The sequence below is a fragment of the Haloferax sp. ATB1 genome (genome assembly GCF_000730175.1).
This window is the reverse complement of sequence record NZ_JPES01000043.1, coordinates 1-24,016: the sequence shown is the minus strand read 5'-3', so window position 1 is coordinate 24,016 and position 24,016 is coordinate 1. Positions and strand designations below refer to the sequence as shown.

Annotated in this window: 18 protein-coding genes and 4 pseudogenes; 10 read left to right on the top strand and 12 right to left on the bottom strand. The window is 63.1% G+C overall.

Annotation, left to right across the window (positions count from 1 at the left end; all coding sequences use genetic code 11):
• Positions 1-761: 761 nt before the first annotated feature.
• Together ATB1_RS07200 and ATB1_RS07195 are read left to right on the top strand one after the other, a co-directional pair.
• Complete coding sequence (locus tag ATB1_RS07200; RefSeq protein ID WP_042662961.1) at positions 762-1,445, top strand: hypothetical protein; 684 nt, start codon at positions 762-764, stop codon at positions 1,443-1,445.
• A gap of 54 nt (positions 1,446-1,499) precedes the next feature.
• A complete protein-coding gene (locus ATB1_RS07195) occupies positions 1,500-1,763 on the top strand; it encodes a hypothetical protein (protein ID WP_042662960.1) in 264 nt (87 codons plus the stop codon).
• 17 nt (positions 1,764-1,780) lie between these two features.
• Here ATB1_RS07195 and ATB1_RS07190 read toward each other — a convergent pair whose 3' ends face one another.
• From ATB1_RS07190 to ATB1_RS07175, 4 genes are all read right to left on the bottom strand, one after another.
• Entirely contained in the window at positions 1,781-1,999 is a 219-nt protein-coding gene (locus tag ATB1_RS07190; protein ID WP_042662969.1) for a hypothetical protein, read from the bottom strand.
• 327 nt (positions 2,000-2,326) lie between these two features.
• Entirely contained in the window at positions 2,327-3,235 is a 909-nt protein-coding gene (locus ATB1_RS07185) for a hypothetical protein (RefSeq protein ID WP_042662958.1), read from the bottom strand.
• 687 nt (positions 3,236-3,922) lie between these two features.
• Positions 3,923-4,168 (bottom strand): hypothetical protein, encoded by a 246-nt coding sequence (locus ATB1_RS07180; RefSeq protein WP_128081433.1) that lies wholly within the window; start codon positions 4,166-4,168, stop codon positions 3,923-3,925.
• Positions 4,169-4,805: 637 nt separating this feature from the next.
• Entirely contained in the window at positions 4,806-5,447 is a 642-nt protein-coding gene (locus tag ATB1_RS07175; protein WP_241768121.1) for a TetR/AcrR family transcriptional regulator, read from the bottom strand.
• Positions 5,448-5,869: 422 nt separating this feature from the next.
• Here ATB1_RS07175 and ATB1_RS07170 point away from each other — a divergent pair, with 422 nt between their 5' ends.
• Together ATB1_RS07170 and ATB1_RS07165 are read left to right on the top strand one after the other, a co-directional pair.
• On the top strand, positions 5,870-7,258 hold the full coding sequence (locus tag ATB1_RS07170; protein ID WP_042662965.1) for a COG1361 S-layer family protein: 1,389 nt from the start codon (positions 5,870-5,872) through the stop codon (positions 7,256-7,258).
• A pseudogene (locus ATB1_RS07165) lies at positions 7,258-9,739 on the top strand (RND family transporter). The gene ATB1_RS07170 and the pseudogene ATB1_RS07165 overlap by 1 nt, the downstream one beginning before the upstream one ends.
• A gap of 167 nt (positions 9,740-9,906) precedes the next feature.
• Here ATB1_RS07165 and ATB1_RS24540 read toward each other — a convergent pair.
• From ATB1_RS24540 to ATB1_RS07145, 5 genes and pseudogenes are all read right to left on the bottom strand, one after another.
• Positions 9,907-10,519: pseudogene (locus tag ATB1_RS24540) on the bottom strand (IS6 family transposase); the annotation flags it as partial.
• A gap of 330 nt (positions 10,520-10,849) precedes the next feature.
• Positions 10,850-11,497: an MBL fold metallo-hydrolase gene (locus ATB1_RS07160; protein WP_042662955.1), complete on the bottom strand. Its 648-nt coding sequence runs from the start codon at positions 11,495-11,497 to the stop codon at positions 10,850-10,852.
• A 122-nt stretch (positions 11,498-11,619) separates the two neighbouring features.
• Entirely contained in the window at positions 11,620-12,051 is a 432-nt protein-coding gene (locus ATB1_RS07155; RefSeq protein WP_042662954.1) for a universal stress protein, read from the bottom strand.
• A 442-nt stretch (positions 12,052-12,493) separates the two neighbouring features.
• Complete coding sequence (locus ATB1_RS07150; protein ID WP_042662953.1) at positions 12,494-13,981, bottom strand: tripartite tricarboxylate transporter permease; 1,488 nt, start codon at positions 13,979-13,981, stop codon at positions 12,494-12,496.
• The gene (locus ATB1_RS07145; RefSeq protein WP_042662951.1) at positions 13,981-14,496 is read right to left on the bottom strand and encodes a tripartite tricarboxylate transporter TctB family protein; all 516 of its coding nucleotides are present in this window, start codon (positions 14,494-14,496) and stop codon (positions 13,981-13,983) included. Before ATB1_RS07145 ends, ATB1_RS07150 begins: the two co-directional genes overlap by 1 nt.
• 292 nt (positions 14,497-14,788) lie before the next feature.
• Between ATB1_RS07145 and ATB1_RS07140 the strand changes: the two genes are divergently transcribed.
• Positions 14,789-15,436 (top strand): MBL fold metallo-hydrolase, encoded by a 648-nt coding sequence (locus tag ATB1_RS07140; RefSeq protein ID WP_042662949.1) that lies wholly within the window; start codon positions 14,789-14,791, stop codon positions 15,434-15,436.
• Positions 15,437-15,622: 186 nt separating this feature from the next.
• On the opposite strand, the gene ATB1_RS07135 is transcribed toward ATB1_RS07140, so the two are convergent.
• Entirely contained in the window at positions 15,623-16,666 is a 1,044-nt protein-coding gene (locus ATB1_RS07135; protein WP_042662947.1) for a zinc-binding dehydrogenase, read from the bottom strand.
• Positions 16,667-16,906: 240 nt separating this feature from the next.
• Here ATB1_RS07135 and ATB1_RS07130 point away from each other — a divergent pair, with 240 nt between their 5' ends.
• The 3 genes and pseudogenes from ATB1_RS07130 (at position 16,907) to ATB1_RS07120 (ending at position 19,806) form a co-directional block, all read left to right on the top strand.
• Positions 16,907-17,917 carry a tripartite tricarboxylate transporter substrate binding protein gene (locus ATB1_RS07130; RefSeq protein ID WP_042662945.1) on the top strand — a complete coding sequence of 337 codons (1,011 nt, stop codon included), beginning with the start codon at positions 16,907-16,909 and terminating at the stop codon, positions 17,915-17,917.
• A 202-nt stretch (positions 17,918-18,119) separates the two neighbouring features.
• Positions 18,120-18,810, top strand: a pseudogene (locus ATB1_RS07125) (4-carboxy-4-hydroxy-2-oxoadipate aldolase/oxaloacetate decarboxylase).
• Between the two features lie 222 nt (positions 18,811-19,032).
• The gene (locus ATB1_RS07120) at positions 19,033-19,806 is read left to right on the top strand and encodes an IclR family transcriptional regulator (RefSeq protein WP_042662944.1); all 774 of its coding nucleotides are present in this window, start codon (positions 19,033-19,035) and stop codon (positions 19,804-19,806) included.
• Positions 19,807-19,866: 60 nt separating this feature from the next.
• Here the strand turns inward: ATB1_RS07120 and ATB1_RS07115 are convergent, their stop codons facing one another.
• Positions 19,867-20,763 (bottom strand): NAD(P)-dependent oxidoreductase, encoded by an 897-nt coding sequence (locus ATB1_RS07115; protein ID WP_042662942.1) that lies wholly within the window; start codon positions 20,761-20,763, stop codon positions 19,867-19,869.
• 330 nt (positions 20,764-21,093) lie between these two features.
• On the opposite strand from ATB1_RS07115, the gene ATB1_RS07110 reads away from it, so the two are divergent.
• Positions 21,094-21,762, top strand: coding sequence for a type I 3-dehydroquinate dehydratase (locus ATB1_RS07110; RefSeq protein WP_042662941.1), 669 nt, complete (start codon positions 21,094-21,096; stop codon positions 21,760-21,762).
• Positions 21,763-22,350: 588 nt separating this feature from the next.
• Positions 22,351-23,025 (top strand): type I 3-dehydroquinate dehydratase, encoded by a 675-nt coding sequence (locus ATB1_RS07100; protein ID WP_082256324.1) that lies wholly within the window; start codon positions 22,351-22,353, stop codon positions 23,023-23,025.
• Between the two features lie 75 nt (positions 23,026-23,100).
• Here the strand turns inward: ATB1_RS07100 and ATB1_RS07095 are convergent.
• Positions 23,101-24,016 (bottom strand): annotated as a pseudogene (locus ATB1_RS07095) (homoserine dehydrogenase); the annotation flags it as partial.

Genomic DNA, 24,016 nt, shown 5'->3' with positions numbered 1-24,016 from the left:
ACCCGCACGAGCCTGTCCCGTCCGTCGCAGACGCAACGGAAACGCCTCGTGCGGTAGCCCGGTGCGGGCTGGATGCCCGCGGACCCACAGCTCGTCGCGGCCGAGTTTGAGCGCAGGCCCGGCAGGCCGCACAGCCAGCCCTGAGTGAGCCCCGGACCGTGGCATATTGGGGGTGAGCACGGCGAACCCCCAATAGCCACCGCAGCCCGGGCGAACGAGGGGTGAGGGCAATCGCCCGAACGGCGAGCAGCCCGCCCGGACCGCGCAAGCGGCCACGTCTGAACCAGCCGGTCGGCGGCGCGACCGCATCGAGGGAGCGCCGACGCAACGGCTGGTGAAGATGCAGCCAGCCCGGTCTCGGTCACGGCCCGGCTGCGGGTCGAGTGCTCGCAGACCCGCCCTCGGGGCTGACCGGTATCGGGTGGCTGCACCCGGCCCGACCCGGCCCCGCGACCGTGCCCCGTCCGTCGCAGACGCAACGGAAGCGCGAAATGCCCGGGCCCGGCAGGAACGGTCTGCCCGCCGGAGCGCGCACAACCCGAGCAGTCGCCCCCAAGCGTACGGACGCGCGTCGCTGTTCACTCCAAGAGCGACGAGAGCGACGAGAGCGACGAGAGCGACGAGAGCGACGAGAGCGACGAGAGCGACGAGAGCGACGCGTGGGAGACGCCCACTATTCGGTCACGCCGTTGATGAACTGCTTGGAGACCCGACGTGACAGCCAGCGATATCGTCACATAGCTCCGGTGCGAAGTATTCACATGGGACTCGAGACTGATGAGGAACGCTTGGGGGCCGTCCTCGAAGCGCTTCCGACCGACGATAACGGTGGCGTCGGCCGACACGTCCACTACACACGCCAGAAGTACGAGACCATCTACGAAATTACACCTGAGACGATTGAGGACGACCTCAACCGTGTGTTTGCGATTACGGTCCGGCAACGAGCAGGATCCATTGGCACGACTCGCTTGACCGCCGCCCAGAAGCAGTTCGATACTGACGCGTTCCGTGCAGCAGACACACACGACGAGGCATACGAGTTACTCACCTCGATCGACGACGTTGGTCGGAAGATTGCGAACGAGTACCTCCGGAAGGTCGTTCACGCGTTCGAATTCCGAGACTCGTGGGTGGCAGACCTGCGTGTCCCGCTCGACATACACGTCACGAGCGCACTCGTCGACACGAAGTGTATCCACGAGAGCGATGGCAGTCGAACAGACCGAACGGCGGTCAGCAAAGTTTTCAATCCCACTTCGGGGAGCAATCCATCAACACGAATCGCCATCGACGACATGCAAGCGGCGTTCAAGCGGGTCGCCGAAACACAGGGAACCGACCGAATCGCCTTCGACGAACTCTGGTCGGAACACAAGTTCTACCTCTCGATTCCGGCGTTTCGAGAGGAGAGCTGTGTGGGTGAGTTTCTTAACACAAGGTGAAGGAAGCTGATGGGCCACGACGCCTTTAGTTCTGCATCACCTCTGAGAGAGTCGATGAGTCTACTCACAGCAGTTGTCGTGTTCCTCGTCGGATTCGTCTCGGGGGTGGTGGTTCGAACGGTTGCCGGACTCGCGGCCATCGTCGCGCTTCTGTTAGTCATCTTCGGTGTGGCCGCGCCAGAGATCGGCCTCATCAACTATATCGCGACGCAGTACTACCAGGGGAACGAACTCCTCTTCCTCGCTGGACTCTTGTTCGGACTCGACGCTAACCAGACGCGGCGAATCGTCGTCGACCGCGGAACGAGTTCGAAGTGACGCGAGAGATTCCGATCCTACTTGTTCACGTCACTAACGTCCAACCGCTCGCGCACCTCGTCCGTCCGCGCTAACAGCTGTTTGTACGCCGTCGTATCCCCGCCCGGCGGCGTCCGTGGCACCCCGTCCGGTTCGTCGACGACGACAGCCGTCTGCAACAACAACTGGACGAGATCCGCAGAGTCGACACCCTCGTCCGCGTAGAGCCGAAGCCACGCGTACAGTTCGAATGCCATCGTTTGTTTGGTCGCTTCGTCAACAGTCGGCTCCGTCTCATAGTACACTTGGTGAATCAACGCAGGCCAACACACGCGCCTGCACCCCTGCAGGCGCGCCACAAAATACTGGCGCGCACAGACGTCGACCACAGACGCGACGACCACCGACCAGCCACCGGGTGGGACTGAACGGGGCCGCGGCGAGAACGAAGACGGCCGACTGTAGCACCGCAGGCCGGAGGCCGAGGCGCGCACGGAGGCCCTCGAGTTATCGCCGCGGGGGCGTTCGAAGTCACACGCCCCAACCCACAGCAACCAGGCTAACCGTCCATTTCCCCACACCCATCACGACCGCAACCACCTGAACAACGACCACTCACCACGATCCTCGTCCGCTTCTAACGCACGCACTCGCGCTTCGGCCGCCTCGCGCGCTGTCCGTTCGGCCTCAAGTGTCGCCTGTAGTTGTTCGTTCTCATCGAGTACCGATTCGAGTTGCGTCGTGAGTGCTTGCATCCGACCACTTACCTCACGCGCGCCGAGTGGCGACGGGACCGTCGGGGGCCGTTCGGCCGACGAGGCTTCTCGGGTAGTCGACGACGACGCGGTGTCAACTGCGTCGGTTGCCGTCCGACTGTCGTCTGCACCCGTCGTTGTCGTTCCCTGTGGCTCCGTCTGCGCGGCCGTCGTCGCTGTCGCTGGCTCCGCGTCGTCAGCGGTCCCGAAGTACGCGGCGTGAATCGCGTCGAGCGCATCCTGTCGCTCGGCCACCGTGGTTGGCGTTCCTGCGACGTGGTCGCCGGTCACGCTGAAGGATTGCGCGTGATCGTACAGTTCGAGGTTCGCGGTTCGGGTACCGCCCGGGGGGAACTCCCCGCGGATGATGACGTGATAACCCGTCCCCGAGGGGTTGACTTCCGTATATGAGTCCAGTCGGTTGATGAGTTTCTGTGCCCAGTCGTCGGTCACACCCGTCTCGCTGTCCCGACAGGCGTCGAAAGCGACGCCGACGAACGGGTCGTCGTTGGTGAACACGTAGCTCACGCCGTCGGCTGGGCCATCGGTCGCGTACGCACGCGCTATGTCGAACGTCGTCCACGTCACCGGGTCGGTTGCCGATGCGTCCCCTCCTGTCACGTCCCGAAGAACCTTCGTTTCGTCTCCACCACGCGTCTGTCTGCGCCATCCCACCCACGTCGCCTGTTCGAGGAGAGCGTTTGGCAGCTGTTCTCGTGTCGGGAGTGGTGGCGTCATTGCGAGTTGTGGTCTCGACAGGTCCATGATAGCTGTTTCCCGTGCGTTCACGTGGCTGATAATTGGGGCCGATCCCTACACCCCTCGTGGGGAGGATAAACCGCGATACACGCGCTACAGCCCCGATTTCCAGGGGTGTACATGTACGTCGATTCTCCGCAAGGGTGTCTTCCGTCATGACGAGATCAGGGGTGTGGCGACGACGCGTCGATCCCCCCAATTCGATCTCTATCGAGACTTCGATTCGCTCGAAGTACCCACGCTTGCTGCCGCTCGCGACGTGTCTCGGTTCAACACTCACCTCGTCCGCTGGCGTGGACACCCGTCTCCACGCCGCGAGACACGACTATCCACGTACCCCAGTTCCCAGTACAACCCATCGTACAGGTGGTGTATTGCCTGTTTTCGATTGTGTCGTTCGGGCCACTTTCGTCCCGTACACCCCGACTCACTCGTCGCTACTCCCCACCTCTTCAGCGCGCGGCGACAGCCGTATTGCCCGTGGTCGCTCGCCAGCACGCGTCTCTTACGCATCGTTCGAGTTGCATACCGCCTCACGATGGCTGCCGTTGTTTGTGTCGCGATGGCCAGTGTTTGTTTGGTCGGCACGATGGCTGTTTTGGGCTGTTGTTGCGGGCGTCTGCAGGGGTGTGCTCCAGTCGAAATGGCGGTTGCAATGCGTCCGAACTAACTACCGGCTGAAACAGCGCTCACGCGCTCGGCACGTGGCTGGAAGACTTCGTAGGTGTGTTCGGCGTTGTCTTCCGGTTTGGACCCAGTGTGCGCTCCCATGGATCCGGTCCAGTCGGCGGCGAGGAATGTCCTGTAGGCGTCCAGAATCAGTGTTTCGGTGAGCGACGCTTCCAAGCCCCCGTCTTGGTCAACGATGTTCGTCATGTAGGGCACGCCGTCGAGAGCGATCAGGCCCGTCACCACGTCCAGAAAACGGATACGACTCCATCAAAACAGTCCACAGGCACAGTAGGAAGCGATCCAATAAGATAGATCTTCTAGTACTTTTGAGTAAATATATTATCTCAAGTATTTCTTCAGCGTCGCAATTGAATCCGTCGTCGCCGTCCTCGTGGACGTGCGCATCGCCACGCCGCGGTCGCGGACGGACCTGACGGTCGCCGTGCGTCCGAACTGAGGGCCGGGGCGGGCGTCGCGCGGCCGGACAAACGGCCGGTCCGTCGGGGACTCTCGTTAACGACAACGATCAGACTAAACCCGCGAATTACCTTCGAGAGATACGTTCCGGCGATTCGTACAGCGGAGAGAGACTGTAGGAGCGAACCACCCTATAGGATGGCTAAATCAGCGATTCGTGTGGATATTAGCAGTGATGAGTCATCGCCAAACTACGAGAACACTTGCGACCGAGTAATACGCGAAGTTAGCCATTTCGACCGTGTGTAGTGGGAATATTCCGTTTTCGAACCGTTAATCGGGCCAATTCCGCGATACGGAACTATCTATTTTCCAGTATATCTGCTATTATTATCTATCGGGTTCTCGGGGCACCGTCTAGTTAAGGGGTGAACAGTGGGAGAGCCGTCTTCCCACGTTCTCAGACGTTGTCCTCCGCGTCTGCCAAGAGCCTGTATTTGATATAGTTATCCAGCTCTGACTGGATGGGGCGAGAGATACCTGTCGTCACCCGTTCAAACGTCCGCCCGCTCACGAGCGTTACCAGAAAATTCGCGACTAACTCCGGATCCATCTCCCTGAAATCGCCAGATTCGATACCGTCCTGCAGTATCTCCCGTATCGTTTCGCGGAAAACGTCTTGAGACTGATTGAAGCACTCTTGGAACGCTTCGTCTTGTGCGGCCCGCATTCGCAACTCCGTCAGTACCGTTTCGTAATCTCGGATTTGTTGCTCGTCGGGCTCGGGGATAACTTGGTCAAAGAGGCTCCGAAGTCTGGTTTCCGGGTCTCCATCGTCAGAGACGGGCATCCCGACCTGTCTAAATCGAGAAAGTAAGTAGTTGAGAAGGTCCAAAAGAACGTCGTCTTTTCCATCGTAATGGTAGAAGACCAACCCCTCTGACTTGGAAAAGTGCTGACTGATTCGGTCGATCGTCAGATTGGCATATCCGTGCTCGGCAAGGGCGTCAAACGTCGCTTTCAATATCTCCGTCTTGGTATCGTCAGGCTCGTCGACAAAAAGAGGGGCCCGTTTGTCCATGCTGTCGAGTTGCCCCTCCACCTAATTAGCGGTTACCCTCCTCGAATGATGGTCGCTGGAGGCTATCTATCTGCCATCTACGCGGTGGTCACCACGTCAGAGTCACGCACGCTGTCGACCTGGACCGACACATTAATCTCCCCGCCGCGGATTTGACTAAGTACTCAGTAAGGATCAGAATGATACAAAATACATTTCGTAGCTCGCGGCCGCTGGCCATCGTGCTCACCGCCGTTCTCGTCGTGGGGTTCGTCGCTGGTGCGGTCCCCACCGTTGCAACCGCTCAGACGTCACAGTCCGGAGACATCGTTGGGAACCCGGACATCACGTTTGCAACGTCGTCCGGGACGCTTTCAGCTGGCACGACTGACGAGCTCACAATCTCGGTTGTCAACCGCGGACTGATTATCGAACACGGTCCATCGCAGTACGAAGAGGAGGTGATGACTGCGAGGGGGTTGACGTTCGAGGTAGACGACGAAGACGCACCGATCGACGTCCAAACCGGACAGGTGTCTATCGGGAACTTCCCGACTGGAAGCACGGAGAAGACAGTCTCGGTCACGGTTCCGGAAGACGCCGAGCCGGGAACCTATCAAATTCCCGTCACCTACGAGTACTCGTACACCCGCCAACTTCGGTACGGTCCCAGCGGAACCACCGAAGGAACCGATTCCACGCGAACGCAGACCGGCTCGATAACGATTCAGATCAAGGACGACGCTCGGTTCGAGGTCATCGAGACAAACGCGACGGCCCAAGTCGGCGACGATAACGATATCTCGGTCACGCTTAGGAACACCGGCTCGGAAGTTGCGAAAGCCGCGAGTGTGAACGCAGAGTCAAAGAGTAGCTCCCTGACGTTCGAGTCCGGCGACGCGTCCTCGACGGCGTCCGTCGGCGACTGGGAGCCGGGCGAAAACCGGACGGTCACGTACAGTGCCGCGCTAGAGTCCAACTCGGCAGTGCGCGCATACGCGGTGGATCTGGTGGTCAATTACGACGACACCGACGGCATTAGTCGTACGTCCGACCCGATCACGACCACTGTCGAATCGCTCCCCGCACAGTCGTTCGCCTTCTCGGACGTGTCCTCGTCGCTCCGAGTGGGCGAAGACGGAGAGATCGTCGGCACAGTCGAGAACACCGGCCCCAACACGGTACGAAGCGTGACGATTCGGCCGGTGGACAATCCGGCATCCGTCGTCCCGAGCGAGGATTCCACCGCCGTCGGGTCGCTCGCTCCGGGCGAATCTAAGTCCTTCCGACTCCCGATGGAAGTTACGAGTGAGGCGGAGGTCGGCGACAAATTACTCAACGTCGAGGTTCGGTATCGTGACGGCGACGGAGATCGGCGGACCTACGACAAACTCGACCTCCTGGCGACTATCGGCCCGGACCGAGACGAATTCGGACTCGCGGTTTCCGACCGGACGATCACCGTGGGTAAATCGCGGGTCGTCACCGTCGAAGTGACGAACAACCTCAACGAGACGGTCACCGACGTCGAAGCGCGGCTGTTCGCCGACGACCCCCTCAGCGCCGGGGCCTCGGACACGAGCTATATCGAGTCCTTAGAGCCCGGTGAGTCCACGACGCTGGCGTTCGAAGTGACTGCGGCGTCCGCTGCAACGGCGGGAAGCACGTATCCGATTTCGTTCGACTTCCGGTATACGGACAGCGACGGCAGCACCCATCTCACCGACACGTTCAGAAAGCCGCTGGACGCTGTCAAACCGCAGAACAGCGGCGTGTCGCCCATCACGCTCATCGTAGGATTGGGGGTGGTTGTCGCAGGCGGTGTCGCAGTCGTCTACTGGAGGCGTAAGTAATGCCACTGGCTGAGAGGATTGAAACGGCGACAGAACGACTCAACACGACAATCGTGGACCGCCCGCGCGTAGTTGTCATCGCCTTTTTGCTGCTCACGGGCGTGTTCATCGGCGGGTTAGGGTCTGTACAGATGAGCGCGGGCGGGCTTGACGCGTTCACGGATGACTTACCCGAACAGGCGACCCTCGAAGAGGTCGAGCAGAACTTCGAGGAGCCGTTCCAGACGGATGCCCAGACGACGACCGCAACTCATTCGGACGAACAGCAACGTCCTGACGAAGGAGGCACTCGTCCGTGACGCTCGCCTGCTCGAACGCGTTGCCGAACGCGACGAGTTCCGGATGGAATCGGCTCGTGGCCCGGCTCCAATCATTGCGCAGCATCTCAACCCGTCGGCGACGACGCCGGCAGAACATCGGCGAACGCTCGAACGTGCGACTCCGTCCGAAATCAGACAGGCAGTTCGAGAACTCCGAGATGGACCCCGATTTGCCGGAGTAGTGTCGAACGATTTCAATCCGACCAGCGTCTCCGCGTCTGCGTCAATTACGACGATTTCGCATGACTTCCCCGGGAGCTTCGGTGATGACGACCTGACTGCCGTCCAGACGGACCTTCAAGCGGTCGCTGACGATACGCCGGGCGACGTCCGTGCGTTCGGGTCAGGGACGACCGAAACAGAGATCTCGCAGTCTGTGCAGGACTCGCTCCTGATTGTGATGCCCGTCGTGATCCTCCTGTTACTGTTCTTCTTGGTGGTCGCATACCGTGACCCCATCGACGTCCTGTTGGGACTGGTCGCGCTCGTGATGACGATCATCTGGACGTTTGGGTTCCTCGGGTATTCGGGGATTCCGTTCAGCCAGCAGATGATTTCGGTCCCGGTGTTACTGCTTGCGGTCGGCGTCGACTTCGGAATCCACATCATCAACCGCTACCGAGAGGAGACGGAACGCGGGTTCGAAGCGGTCGAAGCGATGCGAGAAGCGAACGCCCAGCTCCTGATCGCGTTCGTCATCGTCACCGTGACTGCGGTGTTCGGATTCGGTGCAAACGTCATCTCTGACCTGACGCCGATTCGGAATTTGGGCATCGCGTCAGCGGTCGGTATCCTGTTTACGTTCTTCATCTTCGGGCTGTTTCTACCCGCAGCCAAGTTGGTGTGCGATAACGTGCGCACGCGTCTCGGCGTCCCGGAGTTCAACTCGTCTCCGATAGCGTCCGAGGACTCAGCCCTCGGACGGGTGTTAGCGTTCCCCGCACGGGTGAGCCAGCACGCACCGACGGTAATCGTCTTGGGACTAGTCCTGTCAAGTGTCGCCATGGGCGCGTACGGGGCCGGCGTCGGCACCTCGTTCGAAAACGAGGACTTCCTCCCGCCCGAGGAGCTCCCGGCCTACGTCACGGGCTTACCTGAACCGTTCGCGCCAGGCGAGTACACGATCACGTCAACGATCAACTTGCTCGATGATAAGTTCGGGAGCAGTCAGGGGAGTACCGTGAAAATATATGCCGAAGGAAACTTCAAGGAAGATCACGCGCTCGAAACCCTCGTAGCTCCGAACGACAACCCCCCGGAGTCGTTCGCAGTTGGACCCGGTGGGCAAGCACAGGCACAGAGCATCGTGACCGTCATTCAATCCCACGCGGATCAAGACGAAGAGTTCGCCGCCTTAGTCGCTCGGAACGACCAGAACGATAACGGGATACCCGACCAGAATCTCGAACGAATTTACGACGAACTGTTCGCATCCTCGGCGAGCGGGCGGGCCGAACAGTACCTCACTGAAGACTACCGGTCCGCGCTGGTCGAATATCAGACCGACTCCGATGCCTCACAGACAGAGGTGACGACCGGTGGGGACGAGTTGGCAGACACGTTCCAGTTTAAAGCGACGTCCACGGGAGATATCGTCGTCCGTGCGGCGGTGATGGACCGCATCTTCCAGTCGGCGATTCAGGGACTCGTCCTCGCAGTCGTGCTGACCGCCGCATTCCTCGTGGCGATATACGGAATCCTGGAGCGCAAACCGCTCCTCGGCGTGGTTAACGTCTTCCCGATACTGATCGCCATCGCGTTCTTGCTCGGGACGATGCGGTATCTGGACATCACGCTGAACGCGCTGACCGCGACGATTCTCTCCATCTCGGTCGGGGTCGGTATCGCCTATTCGGTACACACGACCCATCGCTTCATCGACGAGTACGATGCGACGACGGGTGCGCACGAAGCGATGATGATCACGCTGACCGGAACGGGAGGCGCGCTGTTCGGCAGTATGCTGACGACCGCGCTGGGGACCGGCGCGCTCGCGCTCGCCATCACCCCGATTCTCGGCAACTTCGGCGTCCTAATCGGCCTGAGTGTCACCTATTCGTTCCTGGCGGCGGTGATCGCACTCCCGCCCGCGGTGTTGCTCTGGGAACGAACACAGCAATGGGATCTCGATCTGTTGGCGCGTCTCCGTCCAGCGATGTAAAGCGGACGAACGACGGTCACAATTTCGCGCCGCTGGTGGCGTGGTCGAGCGTCGGCGCGCTCGTCGGAGTCCCACTGTGGTTATGAAAGATTCGAGGCTAAAACCCCGCCCTTCAGGGCGGGGGGATGTCAATGAGAAACCTAACACGTTTCGCCCGCTGGCACTGTCTAGTTGTCACCTTCGACCGGTGTTCTTCCGTCGAGCGATTGATGCGGTCGTTGGACACACAGTATTGAATATATAAGACAAGAACATCGCAGACGACCGCGCGACTGACCACTGAGGTATCACAGAAGCGTTCGACTCGGATTTAGCGGGTGTGAAGCCACGTTCCGGCGAGGTTTCGCTCAACGTCGTCAAGCCGACCGCTCAATCCTAACCGAGAGATCACAGTCGGATAACCGTAGCCGTCAACGGAGAGTACAGCGCCTTAGAGACCGTATTTCTCAGAGAACCGATGGAGAAACGCTGCAGTCGAATCAGCACTAGTTCGTCCGAACGATTCGACGTCAAAAATCGGGGTTGTCCCGATCTTTGTTGTGTTAAATGAACAATACTACTCGCCACTGATTTTGACAGCGGCCTCGTCGACCGCAATCCGTTTCGGTTTCGTCTCAGTCGGGTTGTGACCACTAACAGCCAGCCGACATGCGAATTTCCAGACGCCTTGGTGAGAGCGTTGAACACCAAGTATCCGGAGATTCTCTGTTGTTCTTTAAGCGGACAGTTAGTCGTCCGGAGCCGGGCGTCGAACGCCCTAACGGGCGCACGAGAGCTTTGCGCTCGTGAACGTCCGAAAGACGCAGTGCGTCTTCCGAACCCACAAACTCGCTCTGCGAGTCTGGGACGTTCCCAGAAATCTTTGATTTCTGGTGGGCAAACGAGACGCTGCGCGTCTCGTCGCGTCGCCGTCAACTCACGCGCTCGGTTTCTTCAGAACCCGCCGCAAAGCGCTCGCTGAGCGGGTCTGCGACCTTCATCCCGAATTGTCTCAACGACCTGCTCGTTTCTCAAACTGACTTAACCAGACAGTGCCGGCTCTCGAATCGCCGCTAGCTGTGCGTCTCCGCGGCGGCCCGTCGGGTGCGTCGCCAACCGACTCGAAACGGCTCAGTACGACAGCGTCCACTGGCGGTCGATGAGCCAGTCGTCCAACTTCCCGAGCGGGTCCTCCTCGACGTGCGTGCCGTGGCTCACGAGGACCGTCTCGATGTCGTAGTCGAACAGTTTGACGAGGTTCCGCTCGGCTTCCTCGTGGCTCAGGTCGTTGAACTGCGCCGCCGGCGGGACGAGGTACCCCGGCGGGAGGCCGCGGCGGTCCGACCCCTCGACCACGTCGCCGGCGATGAACACGCCGTCGTCCTCCAAGAGCAGGCCGCTGTTTGCGACCGTGTGCCCCGGGACCTGCACGATTCGAATCCCGCCGTCGAGCGCGTCGTCGTGGCGGAAGTGGCGGTCGGCCTCGACGTCGAGCGCGTCGTAGAATCCCTTCGCGCCGCCGGGGACGAGCAGTTCGGGGTCGAACGCGTCCAGCACGGCGGGGGTCCCGCCGAAGTGTCCCTCGTCGCCGTGGGTGACGACGAGTCGGTCGACGCCGCCGAACTCCGAGTCCAGCGCGGACACCAACTCCTCGGCGTCGTCGGGGAACGCCGCGTCGACCAGCGTGGTCGTGCCGGTCGGCCGGTCTTCGATGACGAACACGCGGACGTGGTCGAACTGTATCGTGTACACTCCGTCTGCGACTGCTGTCACGGTCATGTGCGGTCGACGCTACGACGAGCGGCGTTAAAAAGGGAAACGCGCGTTCTCAGCCGCGTGTAACGGGCGTCCGACAGTCGGCACCGAGCGGCGGCCGGTCGGCGAATCGCCCCGGAGCGACGCTACTCCTCGTCGGCGAGCGTCGAAACGACCGGACACGGCGCGTTCAGGAGAATCGACTGGGCGACGCTCCCGAACAGCATCTTTCCGGTGCGCGAGCGGCGTCGCGGGCTCACCACGATGTAGCTCGCGTCCTGGGCTTCGGCGTACTCGATGACTTCGTCGGCCGGGCTGCCGACCAGCCCCACCGTCTCGTACGGGACGTCCAGCCCCGATACCGAGTCTTCGGCCATCTCGGCGGCGGCCGACCGAATCTGTTCCATGTCCTTCGGCGCTTCGGCCTGCGCGCTCGTCAGCCCGAGGTCGACGAACTCCGAGCGGGTCAGCGCGTGGACGACGTGGACCGGTTCGTCGAACGCCGCCGCCAGCGATGCGGCTTCCGCGACAACGTGTGATGACCGACCTGAACGGTCGACCGCTGCAACAACGACCATACCCGTGTGTACCACGGTGGGATATAATATCGTTTCGCCGAATCCCACTCGAAGCGACCGCCGAGCGCCGCGTCGACGCGATTCGCCGTTTCGACGGCCGTCCCCCCGCCAACACGCGGCGTCGACCGTCGGGCGGACACACCTTTCAATGATGTCGTAACTCGACCGAAATCACCCCAGATTCGTTACAGTAATATGTCTGTAATTCCATGCCTTGACAGTAGAAAATTATCACTGTATTTCAACATCCTCGGAACACAGCCGCTCAGTTCGAGTGGCCCGCTCCGGTATTGACTCCGAGCGCTCGCGTTGCTAGCCGTCGGAGCGCCGTGAGCGTCGATAACGCCGGGCAGTCGGTTCCCAACTCGGGTGAGAACTACGAGAGGAAACCAGACGGCGGACCGAACGCGGCGTGAGAAAAGCGGCGGGGACGGAAGCGGCGTTACGCGTTAGCGCGAATCGAGCGCACGGCGGGCAGCGCAATCGCGCCCAGACCGAGCAGGATGATGACGAGGGCGATGGGGCTCGTGAGGAAGATGGTCGGCGAGCCGCCCGAGAGGACGAGTGACCGACGGAGATTCTCCTCCGCGATGGGTGCGAGGATGAGCCCGAGCACCATCGGGGCCAGCGGGTAGCCACGGAGCCGCATCGCGTAGCCCAACACGCCCGCGCCGAGCATAATCCACGCGTCGAACACGTTGCCGCGGAGGGCGATGGCTCCGATGACACACAGCACGAGGATGACGGGCCAGATGTGGGACTTCGGGATGTTGATGAGCCGCGCCCAGTAGTTCGCGCCGAGCATGCCGAAGATGAGGATGAACACGTAGATGAGGAGGAACCCGACGAAGATAGTGTACAGCAGGACCGGCTCCTCTTGGTACAGGCCCGGACCGGGGTTCACGTCGTGGACCAACAGCGCGCCGATGAGGATGGCGGAGACGGAGTCGCCCGGGATGCCGAGCGTCAGCGTCGGAATCAGCGCGCCGCCGGTGCTCGCGTTGTTCCCGGACTCGGCGGCCGCGACGCCGCGGATGTTCCCCTCGCCGAACGACGGGACGCTGTCTTTGAGCCAGCGGGTGGCCTCGTTGTACGTGATGAACGCCGCGATGTCGCCGCCCGCACCGGGAATCGCGCCGATGAACGAGCCGAGAATGCCCGACCCGACGCTGACCGGCGCGATGGACCGCAGGTCGGAAAGCGAGGGGAACACGCCGGTTATCTCCTGGTCGACGCGGTCGTTCCCGCTGTTGATGCCTTGGGAGTACTTGCGGAGCCCCTCGGCGATGCCGAACAGGCCGATCATGACCGCGATGAACTCGACGCCGGTGAGCAGTTCGGGGACGTCGAACGTGAAGCGGTGGAAGCCGGTCACGGGGTCGATACCGACCGTCGCGACGAGCATCCCGAGCAGCCCCGAGACCATGCCCTTCGTGAGCGAGTCGCCGCTCACGCTGGCGATGATGGTCAGTCCGAAGAAGGCGAGCGCGAAGAACTCCGGGGACCGGAACCGGAGGGCGGCGTCGGCGATGACCGGCGAGAAGAACATCAGCGCGAAGACGCTGATGACGCCGCCGACGAACGACGCGATGGTGCTCACGCGAATCGCACGACCCGCCTCGCCCTTCTGGGAGAGCGGGTGGCCGTCGAAGATGGTCGCCGCCGCGGACGGGGTGCCCGGCGTGCGGATGAGAATCGCCGGAATCGACCCCGCGTAGACCGCGCCGCCGTAGATGCCCAACAGGAGAATCATCCCCTGACTCGGCTCCATCGTGAAGGTGAACGACAGCAGGACCGCGATGGTCATCGTCGCGGTCATCCCCGGAATCGAGCCCATGAGGATGCCGAGGAGTATCCCGCCGACCATGAGCAGGAGGACGAACGGGTCGGCGAGGTTGACGAGCGCCTGGGTGATGTATTCGACGACCATCAGAAGGTCACCACCAGCGGAAGTTGCGGCAGCAGCCGTGACACCGGGATAACCCCTTCAGGCAGGCGCACGAGGAAAATCCGGGCGAAGATGTAGAACAGCGCGATCGGGAATCCAATCGATAGCGCCGCACCCAGCAGTTTCGACCGGATGTTCGAGTAGTAGAGGACGACCGGCATGAACAGCATGGTCGACACGAGGAACCCCAAAACCGGCATCAACAGGACGTATCCGACGAGGAACGCCGCGACGGCGGCCGCCGGCCTGAAGTCGAACTCCGAGATTTCGAGTTCCGTCTCGGAACCGGTCAGTACGTCGATACCCGCGAAGAAGATGATGCCGACCGACACCGCTATCGGGAAGAACGACGGCCCGACGCCGTCACCCGACGGGAACCGGCTCGCGAAGAAGATGACGACGACCGAAAACAGGATGAAGAAGACTGACAGCGGACTTGAACGAACGCTCTCCAAGCCGATTCTATCAAGGGCGGCCCCGACTTTCTGAATCACCATTATTTGTTCTGCCTCGTGGTATGATACCAAGCAATCGTGTGTAATAAATATATTGGTCTTTCCGCGCCCGTTCGGCGCTGAAAGTCACGATTTCGACACGAACGACGAACTGTGGTCGAAGTGACCATCCCGTTACGCTCGGGACCGGCTCCCACCGACGGAAAGCCGCCAACGGACGGGTCGCGGCCACCGGCCGGAACAGTCACGAATCAGACACGTTCGTCGCCGGCGACGCCGCGTTTCGCGTCCATCGATAGAATTAACCAGCGCTGCGAGCTACCGTTCCACCGGAATGAGTGTTAGCAACGTCACCGAGGGTATCGACCAGATTCAGTTCGAACACGTCCGGGTCCTCGTCCTGAAGGACACGCCGGCGGGGAAGACGACGCTCGTCGACACGGGCTTCGACGAGGACGGCGACGAGTTAGTCGAGGTTCTGGAGCGGGAGTACGGCGGCGTCGACCGCGTCATCATCACCCACGGCGACCACGGCCACCACGGCGGCCTCCCGTCGGTGATGGAGGCGTTCGGCCCCGAACTCGTCGCGTCGGCCAACGAGTCGAAGCTCCACGAGGCCATCGACTACGAACCGGACGTGACGTTCACCGACGGCGACGTGCTCGACGGGGACATCCGCGTCATCGAGGTGCCGGGCCACACGAAGGCGACGTCGGCGCTCCTGCTCGAAGACCGCGGCATCCTCATCTCCGGGGACGCCCTCGACGGGGCCGACCGCGCGGGCCTCCCCGCGGGGTATCTCCTCCCGCCGCCGGCGCTGTTCAACGATGACCACGAGGCCGCCGAAATCAACCTCTACGACCTGCTTCAGTACGACTTCGAGACGCTTCTCGTCTTCCACGGCTCGCACGTCTTCGAGGACCCCAAGGGCAAACTCGACGACTTCCTGGTCGAGCGCGAGTGGGACCCCCGCCCGGAGTGACCCCGCCCCGTCGAGCCGAGCGGCACCGGCGGCATCACCCCCCTCGATAGCCCACCAACGGCATGCTTTTCAGACGACCGACCGCGGAGCGGCCGCTCCGAACGCAGATGTCGACCGAAACACGGACGGGGGTGACGGAACGGTGACTGAGAGGAACGAGATGCGAACCAGACGGTATCGGTCGCGTCAGTCCCGAAGGACCGAAACGTCGAACACCGGCTTGCAGGTCTCGCCGGCGAGGAACGCCTCGAAGGCGTCTTCGGACTCGGTGAGCCGGAACCGGTCGTCGAGGAACGTCGCGTGGTCCACGTCGCCCGAGCCGATGAGTCGGAACGCCCGCTCGAAGTCCTCGAAGGTCGCGCCGTAGGTACACTGGAGGTCGACCTCGGCGCGGACGAGCGGCGTGAACTCCATCGTGGTCTCGCCGGTCTGGCCGACGAGCACGATCTGGCCGCCCTTGCGGACCTGCTCGACGGCCATCGGCAGTCCCGACGGGTGACCGGTCGTGTCGAAGACCACGTCGAAGCCGACGCCGCCGGTCAGTTCCCGCTGGGTGGCGGTCAGGTCGTCTTCCTCGATGTTGACCGCGGGATAGCCGAGTTCCTCCGCGAGCGGCAGTCGGTAGTTCGTGTCCCGACCCACGCCCGCGACGACGACTTCCGCGCCCTGCGAGGCAGCCACCTGCGCGCAGAGCAATCCGATGGGCCCCGGGCCGGCGACGAGCACTCGGTCGCCGGCCTTGACGCGAGAGTTCCGGATGACCGCGCGCGTGCAGATCGCCGTCGGCTCGACGAGCGCCGCGTGTCTCGGTTCGACGTTCGACGGGACCGTCTGGAGCGCCGACTCGGGGACGGCGATGTAGCCGGCGTACGCCCCGTCGAGGTCGATGCCGGTCAGTACCGCGTCCTGACAGATGCTCTCCTCGCCGAGTTGGCACTGGAAACACTCGCCGCAGCCGCGAATCGGCCGCTCGACCACGCGCTCACCGACGGAAAACCGGGTGGCGTCGTCGCCGCGTTCGACCACGCGGCCGGTGTACTCGTGGCCGATGATGGTCGGCATCTCCATCCGCTCGAAGGCGGACTTGAACTTGTAGATTCCCGCGTCGCTCCCGCAGAGCCCGGCGTAGTCGACCTCGATGAGGACCTCGTTCGACGCCGGCTCGGGCGTCTCGACGTCGACGAGTTCCATAGCTCCGGGCTCTCGGCTCGTTTTGGCTAACCCGCGCATACATCTCCTTGAAAACCGCCGGGGTATAAATCTACGTTCTTGGGGGAGAAGCTTGCGGGGTCGGTCGACGGGGACCCGCGGCTCGCGGAGTCTGCTCGCGCGCCGTCGAGCGCGACTCTCTATGCAGACCCGGCGCTCGCGGCGGCGCGAGCCGTCCGACCGCACGCGATATCGACCGCCGCGCCATATTCGGAGCGACCACAATGCTTATTGTATGGATTGTTCAAACATTCGAGTACAATGGGAGACGACACCATTAGCAATCGGAGTGGACGCAGCGCGCTGAACAGACGGAACTTCATCAAGGCCGCCGGCGTCGGTGGGGTTGCGCTCTCGGCCGGCTGTCTCGGCAGCCTCTCGGGAGAGCAAGAGTGGCCCTCCCGCCCGGTCGAGATTATCTCGCCGTGGTCCGCCGGGGGCGGGGCCGACCGAACGAGCCGCGCGGTCGCCGACGCGGCCGAGAACCACACCGAAGTCTCGTGGAACGTCAGCAACCAGACCGGCGGCTCCGGCTCGGTCGGGATGAACGCGGCGGCCAACGCCGACCCCGACGGCCACACCATCGGCTGTACGGCCCCCGAAATCGCGCTGTTCGAGCACCTCGGAATCGCCGACCTCAGCCCCGACGACATCACGCCCATCATGCAGTACACCGAGTTCCCCGCGGCGCTCGTCGTCAGCGAGGACGCCGAGTTCTCCACGCTCGACGAGTGGATTACCTACGGGCAGGACAACACCCTGCAGATGGCGAACTCCGGGTTCGGCTCGTCGTGGCACATGGCGGCCGCCGGCATCGCCAGCGAGGCGGGCGTCAACGTCGAGCACATCTCCTACGAGGGAGCCGCCCCGGCCATGACGGCCGTCGTGAACGGCGAGGTCGACTGTACCGCGGTCGGCGCGGCCGAGGTCGCCCCGCAGGTCCAAGACGGCGGGCTGTCCGCCCTCGGCGTGGCGTTCGACCAGCAGGTCGAGGCGCTGCCGAACACGCCGACGCTCGCTGACCAGGGCCTCGACATCTCCATCGGTTCGTGGCTCGCGCACTTCGCGCCCGCCGGCATCGACGACGAGCTGAAACAACAGCTCGCCGACGTGTACAGCGCCGTCTACGAGGACGACTCGTTCGTGGAGTTCATGGAGAACAACAACTTCATCCGCGTCGAACGCGGCCCCGACGAGCTCCAGGACTTCCTCGACCAGCAGTACGAGTTCTACGGCAACCTCGTCGACGAACTCGGCATCGAAAAGCAGTAACGCCGCAGTCGAATTCCGAGCCCCGCGACTGACCGACTCACCACGCGACACGTACCTGCGCCCTTCTCCCTTTCGCCGGCACCCCGAACCACCGCGAGCGACGGCAGTCCGGCCCGAAGCAGCAGCCCGCGAGGCGCGAGCGCGGACCGCAAGCGTTCGACCGACCGATAGTTTAACGTGAATCGTCCGCATCGGGTCGGGTATGCACACGATAGAGCCTGACGTAGAGCGACCGGACCGCGAACTCGTCGAGGCGTTCGAGGAGATTCCGAGCACCATCGTCTCCGACGTGACCGGCAACATCGGACTGACCATGGACGCCGGCCTTCGCCCCGCCTACGACGGCGTCGAGATGGCCGGGACCGCGGTCACGGTGAAGGCCGCGCCCGGCGACAACCTCATCATCCACAAGGCGATTCACGCTGACCGAGCCGGGCGACGTGCTCATCATCGACTGCGACGGCTACACCGACACCGGCCACGTCGGCGAACTGATGTGCACCTCGTGTCAGGCCAACGGCCTCGCCGGACTGGTCATCGACGGCGCGTACCGCGACAGCCGGGAAATCGCCGAGATGGAGTTCCCGGTGTACGGCCGCGGCGTCAACCCGCAAGGGCCCCTCAAGCAGGACCCCGGCTCCATCAACGTCACCGTCTCCGTCGGCGGCGTGAGCGTCGACCCCGGCGACATCGTCATCGGCGACGACGACGGGCTGGCGGTCATCCCCCGCGAGGGGGCCGACGAGGTCCTCGAACGCGCCCACGAGAAGCTCAGCGCCGAGGACTCCGTCCGCGAGGAAGTCCTTGAGGGCGAGTATCTCTACGAACTCAACGGCTACGACGAACTGTTCGAGAACCTGACCATCGTCGGTCCCGAGGACTCGATTCAGTAACGCCACCGAAGACGCGGCGGACAGCGACTGCGAACGCCCCGAACAGTCCGCCCACCGACAGTCATGCCATCCGCGCGGCCCGCGTTTTTTCCCGAGAACCCGACCGACGACGAGCGACGCCTCGGCACGTGACGCCGGTGGCCGAAGCGTTCGCCACCTTGAAATCCAACATCGTTGAAACGAATCGGTGCTATTAGGGACGCGGTGGCCCATGGTCGGGACATGACGAACTCCACCGGGTCGGGCTCGCGGCGGATACAGAGCGTCGAGCAGGCGTTCGACATCATCAGATACCTCCGCGAGGTCGACGGCGCGACGCTGTCGGAGACCGCCGAGGACATGGAGATGCCGGTCAGCACGGCGCACATCCACCTGGCGACGCTCGTCGACACCGACTACGTCGTCAAGGTCGGAAGCGAGTACCGCTGTAGCCTCCGGTTTCTTGAGATGGGCGGGGCGATGCGCGACGGGATGGCGCTGTACCGGGTCGCCAAGCCGGAGCTCGACGAACTGAAAGAACAGACCGGCGAGCACACCAACGTCACGGTCGAGCAAAACGGGTTCGCCGTCCAGCTCTACAAGGCCCAGAGCCCGGAGTCCATCGACGACGACGCGCCGCTCGGCGACCACCTCTATCTCCACTCGACGGCGACGGGGAAGGCGATGCTCGCGGAGCGCTCGCGGGACGAGGTCGACCGCATCGTCGACCGCCGCGGCCTCCCGGCCCTGACCGACGACACCATCACCGACCGCGAGGCGCTCCACGAGGAACTCGAAGCGATTCGCGACCGAGGCTACTCCATCAATCGCGGGGAACACTACCCCGGTGTCTGCGCCGTCGGGACCGCCATCGTCTCCGAACCGGACGACGCCGTCGGTGCGATAAGCATCAGCGGCCCGATGAGCCGCATCGAGGACGGCCGCATCGAAGAGGAACTCGGGCCGGCGCTCCTGAACAAGAAGAACATCATCGAGCTGAAAATCAAGCAGTACTGAGCGAGGTATCTCACCGCCGCCGGGCGTGGCCGTCGCTCGCGGTGACGGTTTTTCGTCGTCTCACTCGGGCGGGCTGTCCCACTCGGAGCCGTCGTCGGCCGGTTCGTAGTCGAGGACCGCCTTCGCGTGGTCGATGTCGAACCAGCGGGCCTTGTTGCCGCTCACGGCGTAGAACGTGTCGTAGGTGACCGACTCGTCTTCGAGACAGCATTCGAGCAGGTGCGCGAAGTCCCGCTGGGAAGTCCACGTCGCCTTGAGCCGCTTGACCATCTCCTCGTACTCGGGACTCCCGCGCTCCCACGACCCCGTCTGCGACTGGTCCCACACCTCGCCCTCCTCGACTTTGTGCTCGTCGCCGCGGTCGACGCCGCGCTCCGCGTCGCCGTAGGGGTGGTCGTACCGCTCGGTCCGGACGCTGGAGATGCGAATCGAGTAGACCTGACTCGGCGCGCCGTCGCGGCGGGCGTGCGTCCGACAGATGTGCTCGCCGAACACCTTCGAGGCCCCGTAGTAGCCGTCGGGCTTCGGGAGCGTCTCGTGGGTGAGTCGGAGCGGGTCGTACTCGCTGGGGTAGTCCTCCTCGTAGAGGTCGGGCGCGAGGTCCTCCTCGTACAGCCCCATCACGCGCTGGGAGGAGGCGTAGATGAGCTTCTCGACGCCGGCGTCCTCCATCGCCTTGAGGACGTTGTACGTCCCCATGATGTTCGGCTCGACGATGTCCTCGAAGGCCGCGCCCGCGTCGGACTGCGCGGCGAGGTGGATGACGGCGTCCTGCCCGTCGAACGCCGGGCGGATGGCCTCGTAATCCGCGATGTCGGCGACGAACGTCTCGTACTCCGGATGTTCGGTCCGGTCGAGATACGTGAACTCGTACTCGTCGCGTTCTGCGAGGTGGTTGAGAATCGCTTCGCCCGCCTCACCGAACGGACCCGTGACTAGGACTTGCTGCGTAACCATCGATACTGAGGGATACGGAACTCCCCGATTTAAATCTTGGTGGCGGCGGTAAGTTCGTCTCGGTCGGAAACCCGCCGCCACAGACGCCTCTCGTTTCGACATCGTTGAAACGAATTTGGCCTGTAAGACCATGATAATTACAGAGTTAATGTTGTAATTGTGGTCGGGGGAGCGGCGTCGACGACGGGGATTCCGTGACTCTCGTACCGTTCCAACAGTATCGAAACGCGGACGTGCGTGACTGAGCGTCGGGTTTCGGGGGACTGACAGATGACGCCGAGGAGCGCTCGGCGGGGAACTGTTTTATGCGAGTGTTCGGTATCGAGTTCCATGGCAGCGGACGCATACGCGTTGGCCGGAGTGACCGAGACGCTGACCGAAGCGGCGGCCGCGGAGGGCATCGCGGACTACGTCGAGTTCCGGATGGACGGGGCGACCCGCCCGCTCGACGCGCTCGACGACTACGACGGGACGCTCCCGCTCATCGTCTCGAACCGGCCGGAGTGGGCCGGCGGCACCGCCGGCGAGTCCGACCGACTGGAGACCCTCGCGGCCGCCGCCGCGTTCGACGCCGTCGAGATGGTCGACGTGGAGCTGCGGACGATCCGCGAGTGCGAGTGGCTTCGGGACGAACTGCGCGAGCATGACGTCGAACTAATCGTCTCCCACTACGACCGACAGAGGACTCCTCAGAAATCGGAGTTATCGACGGTAATATCAGAATGTAGTGGCTACGGCGACGTGGCGAAGCTCGTCGTCGCCGCCGAGGAGAAGTCGGACTCGCTCGCGCTGTTACAGTCGTTCAACGCCGCCTCCGAGCGGGGGGTGCGAGTCACCGGCTACGCGCTGGGAGATATCGGCCGCCACACCCGCGTTATCGCGGTTTTCTACGGCGCGTCTATCGCCTATGCGCCCATCGTGAGTGACGAGCGCGCTCAGGACGACATCGACCTCGGAACGCTGTCGAACCTCCTCGAATGGGTCGCTTCGGCGAGGTGAACCCTGAAGAAACACGCGTGGCGCATCGACGCGACAGTTCGCGCCGAGCCGGCGAGTGCGTCCGAGGACCGCCCGCGACCGTCGACAGCGAGAAGCGTCTCGGTTCGGGAGCGGCGTGCTCGATAATCCGCCAATTATATCAGATATGTTATACTCAATGAGAACAGTTATATTCGGCTCAAACAGAGCCGTTTTGGCCCGAGCGAACGCCGTTCGAACCGAGGGTCCCGGACGACCGGACGGCCGGCCGCTCACGGAGGCATCGCGTCGCCGACGGACGCCGACTGCCGGTGCCCGTTCGCCCCGTCGAAGAACAGATGGCCGACTCTGACTCCCGAATATCGACGATTTCTCGGCTACATTCAAGTTGGGACTGATAACTGTTCGGCTCAAACTCGACATCGTCGATGAACGTTCCTGAAAATCCGCCGAAAACGGCGTCTCTCACCGTCTACGAGGAGGTGAGAACTCTTGCGTCGACAGCTAACATTTATAGGCGGCGGGGTGATAGGCGTTCACATGAAACTCGACGAGTCTGCACTGGCGGCGACAACAAACGACCTCACACGAGAGGTGGACGCGCGAGGGGTGGCAGACCTCATCGAATTCCGAATGGACCAAGCGGACGACCCGCTCGAACAACTCGCCGCGTACGACGGCGAACTCCCGATAATCGCGACCAATCGCGCTCGCTGGTTCGGGGGAAAGGCGAGCGACACCGGCCGGCTGGACGACCTGTTTTCCGCATCTCGGTACGACGCCGTGGAGTTCGTCGACATCGAACTCGAAACCGTCCGCGCCAAGGAGTGGCTGGCCCACGAGTTCCGCGAGAACGACGTGCAGCTCATCATCTCGCATCACGACTTCGAGGAGACGCCCGACCGCGACGTGCTCGACGCCATCATCGAGCAGTGCGCGGAGTTCGGCGACGTCGCCAAGGTGGCCGTCTTCCCCCAGAATCAAGGTGACACGCTCACGCTCTTGGAGGCCGTCAACGACGCGACCAACCGCGGCATCGACGTCGCCGGCATCTCGATGGGCGAAATCGGAAGCCACACGCGCGTCATCGGCCACCTCTACGGGTCGAAGCTCGGATACGCGCCCCTCCTCGCGGACGACAACGACTACGCGCCGGGGCAGATTCCGCTCGAAAAGCTCGCCTCGCTCATCGAACTCACGAAAAACGAGCGCGTCGACGGACAGGTCATCGACACCATCCGGAGCGAGGTGTCGGTGCCGAAGGAACTGACGCTCTCGGACTGACGCCGGCGACCCTGCGGCCGCCCGCCGTCAGCAGACTCGTTTCATCTCTTCTCGCCGCGGACTCGACCGCCGGCGTCAGTCGGCGAGTCGCTCGACGTCCGTCAGCACCGCGCTCGCCGTCTCGGGACCGCCGGCACCTTGGCCGGTGATACCCAGTCGACCGCAGTAGTCGGCTTCGATTTGGACGGCGTTTTCCGTTCCCGACGGGGCGACCGCCCCGTGGCTCGGGCCACTAACCGCGGGCCGACGCGAACCGCGCCGTCCGCGACTTCGACGATGAGTCGAATCGTCTGGCCGTCCTCGGCGGCGAGGTCGAGCATACTGCCCGAAAGCTCCTGAATCCCCTCGACTTCGGCGTCGTCGAGCGCGTACTCCGTCTCGCCGTCCGAGAGGACATTGGCGACGATGACGCCCTTAAGCGCCGTGTCCGTGCCGTCGACGTCGAAGGTCGGGTCGGCCTCGGCGACGCCGAGGTCCTGTGCCTCCGCGAGCACGTGTTCGTAGTCGAGTCCCTCGGCGGCCATCCGCGAGAGGACGAAGTTCGCCGTCCCGTTCAGCACGCCATAGACAGCCGACACGCGCGACGGGCCCACGTCCTCGATAGTCGAGAGGATGGGAAGCGCGCCGCCGACGGTCGCGCCGAAGCGGACGGTCCCTTCGCTCTCGGCTTCGAGCGCTCGCACGTCGGCGTAGCGCTCGGCGACCGGACCTTTGTTCGCCAAGACGACGTGACGGTCGTCGGCCAGCGCGCGCTCGACGTGCGAGAAGCCGGGTTCGGCGTCGCCGAGCGTCGTCGGCGTCGCCTCCACCAACACGTCGTAGTCGGCGTCGAACACCGACTCGGGGTCCGCGTCGCCGACCACGCCGTCTTCCCGCTTCTTCGCGAGCACCGCGTCGGCGTCGATGCCGTCGGCGTCGACGACGGCGCTCTCGGAGTCCGCGAACGCGGTCACGACGTGGCCGTGCTCGGCGGCCAGTTCGACGACGGCGC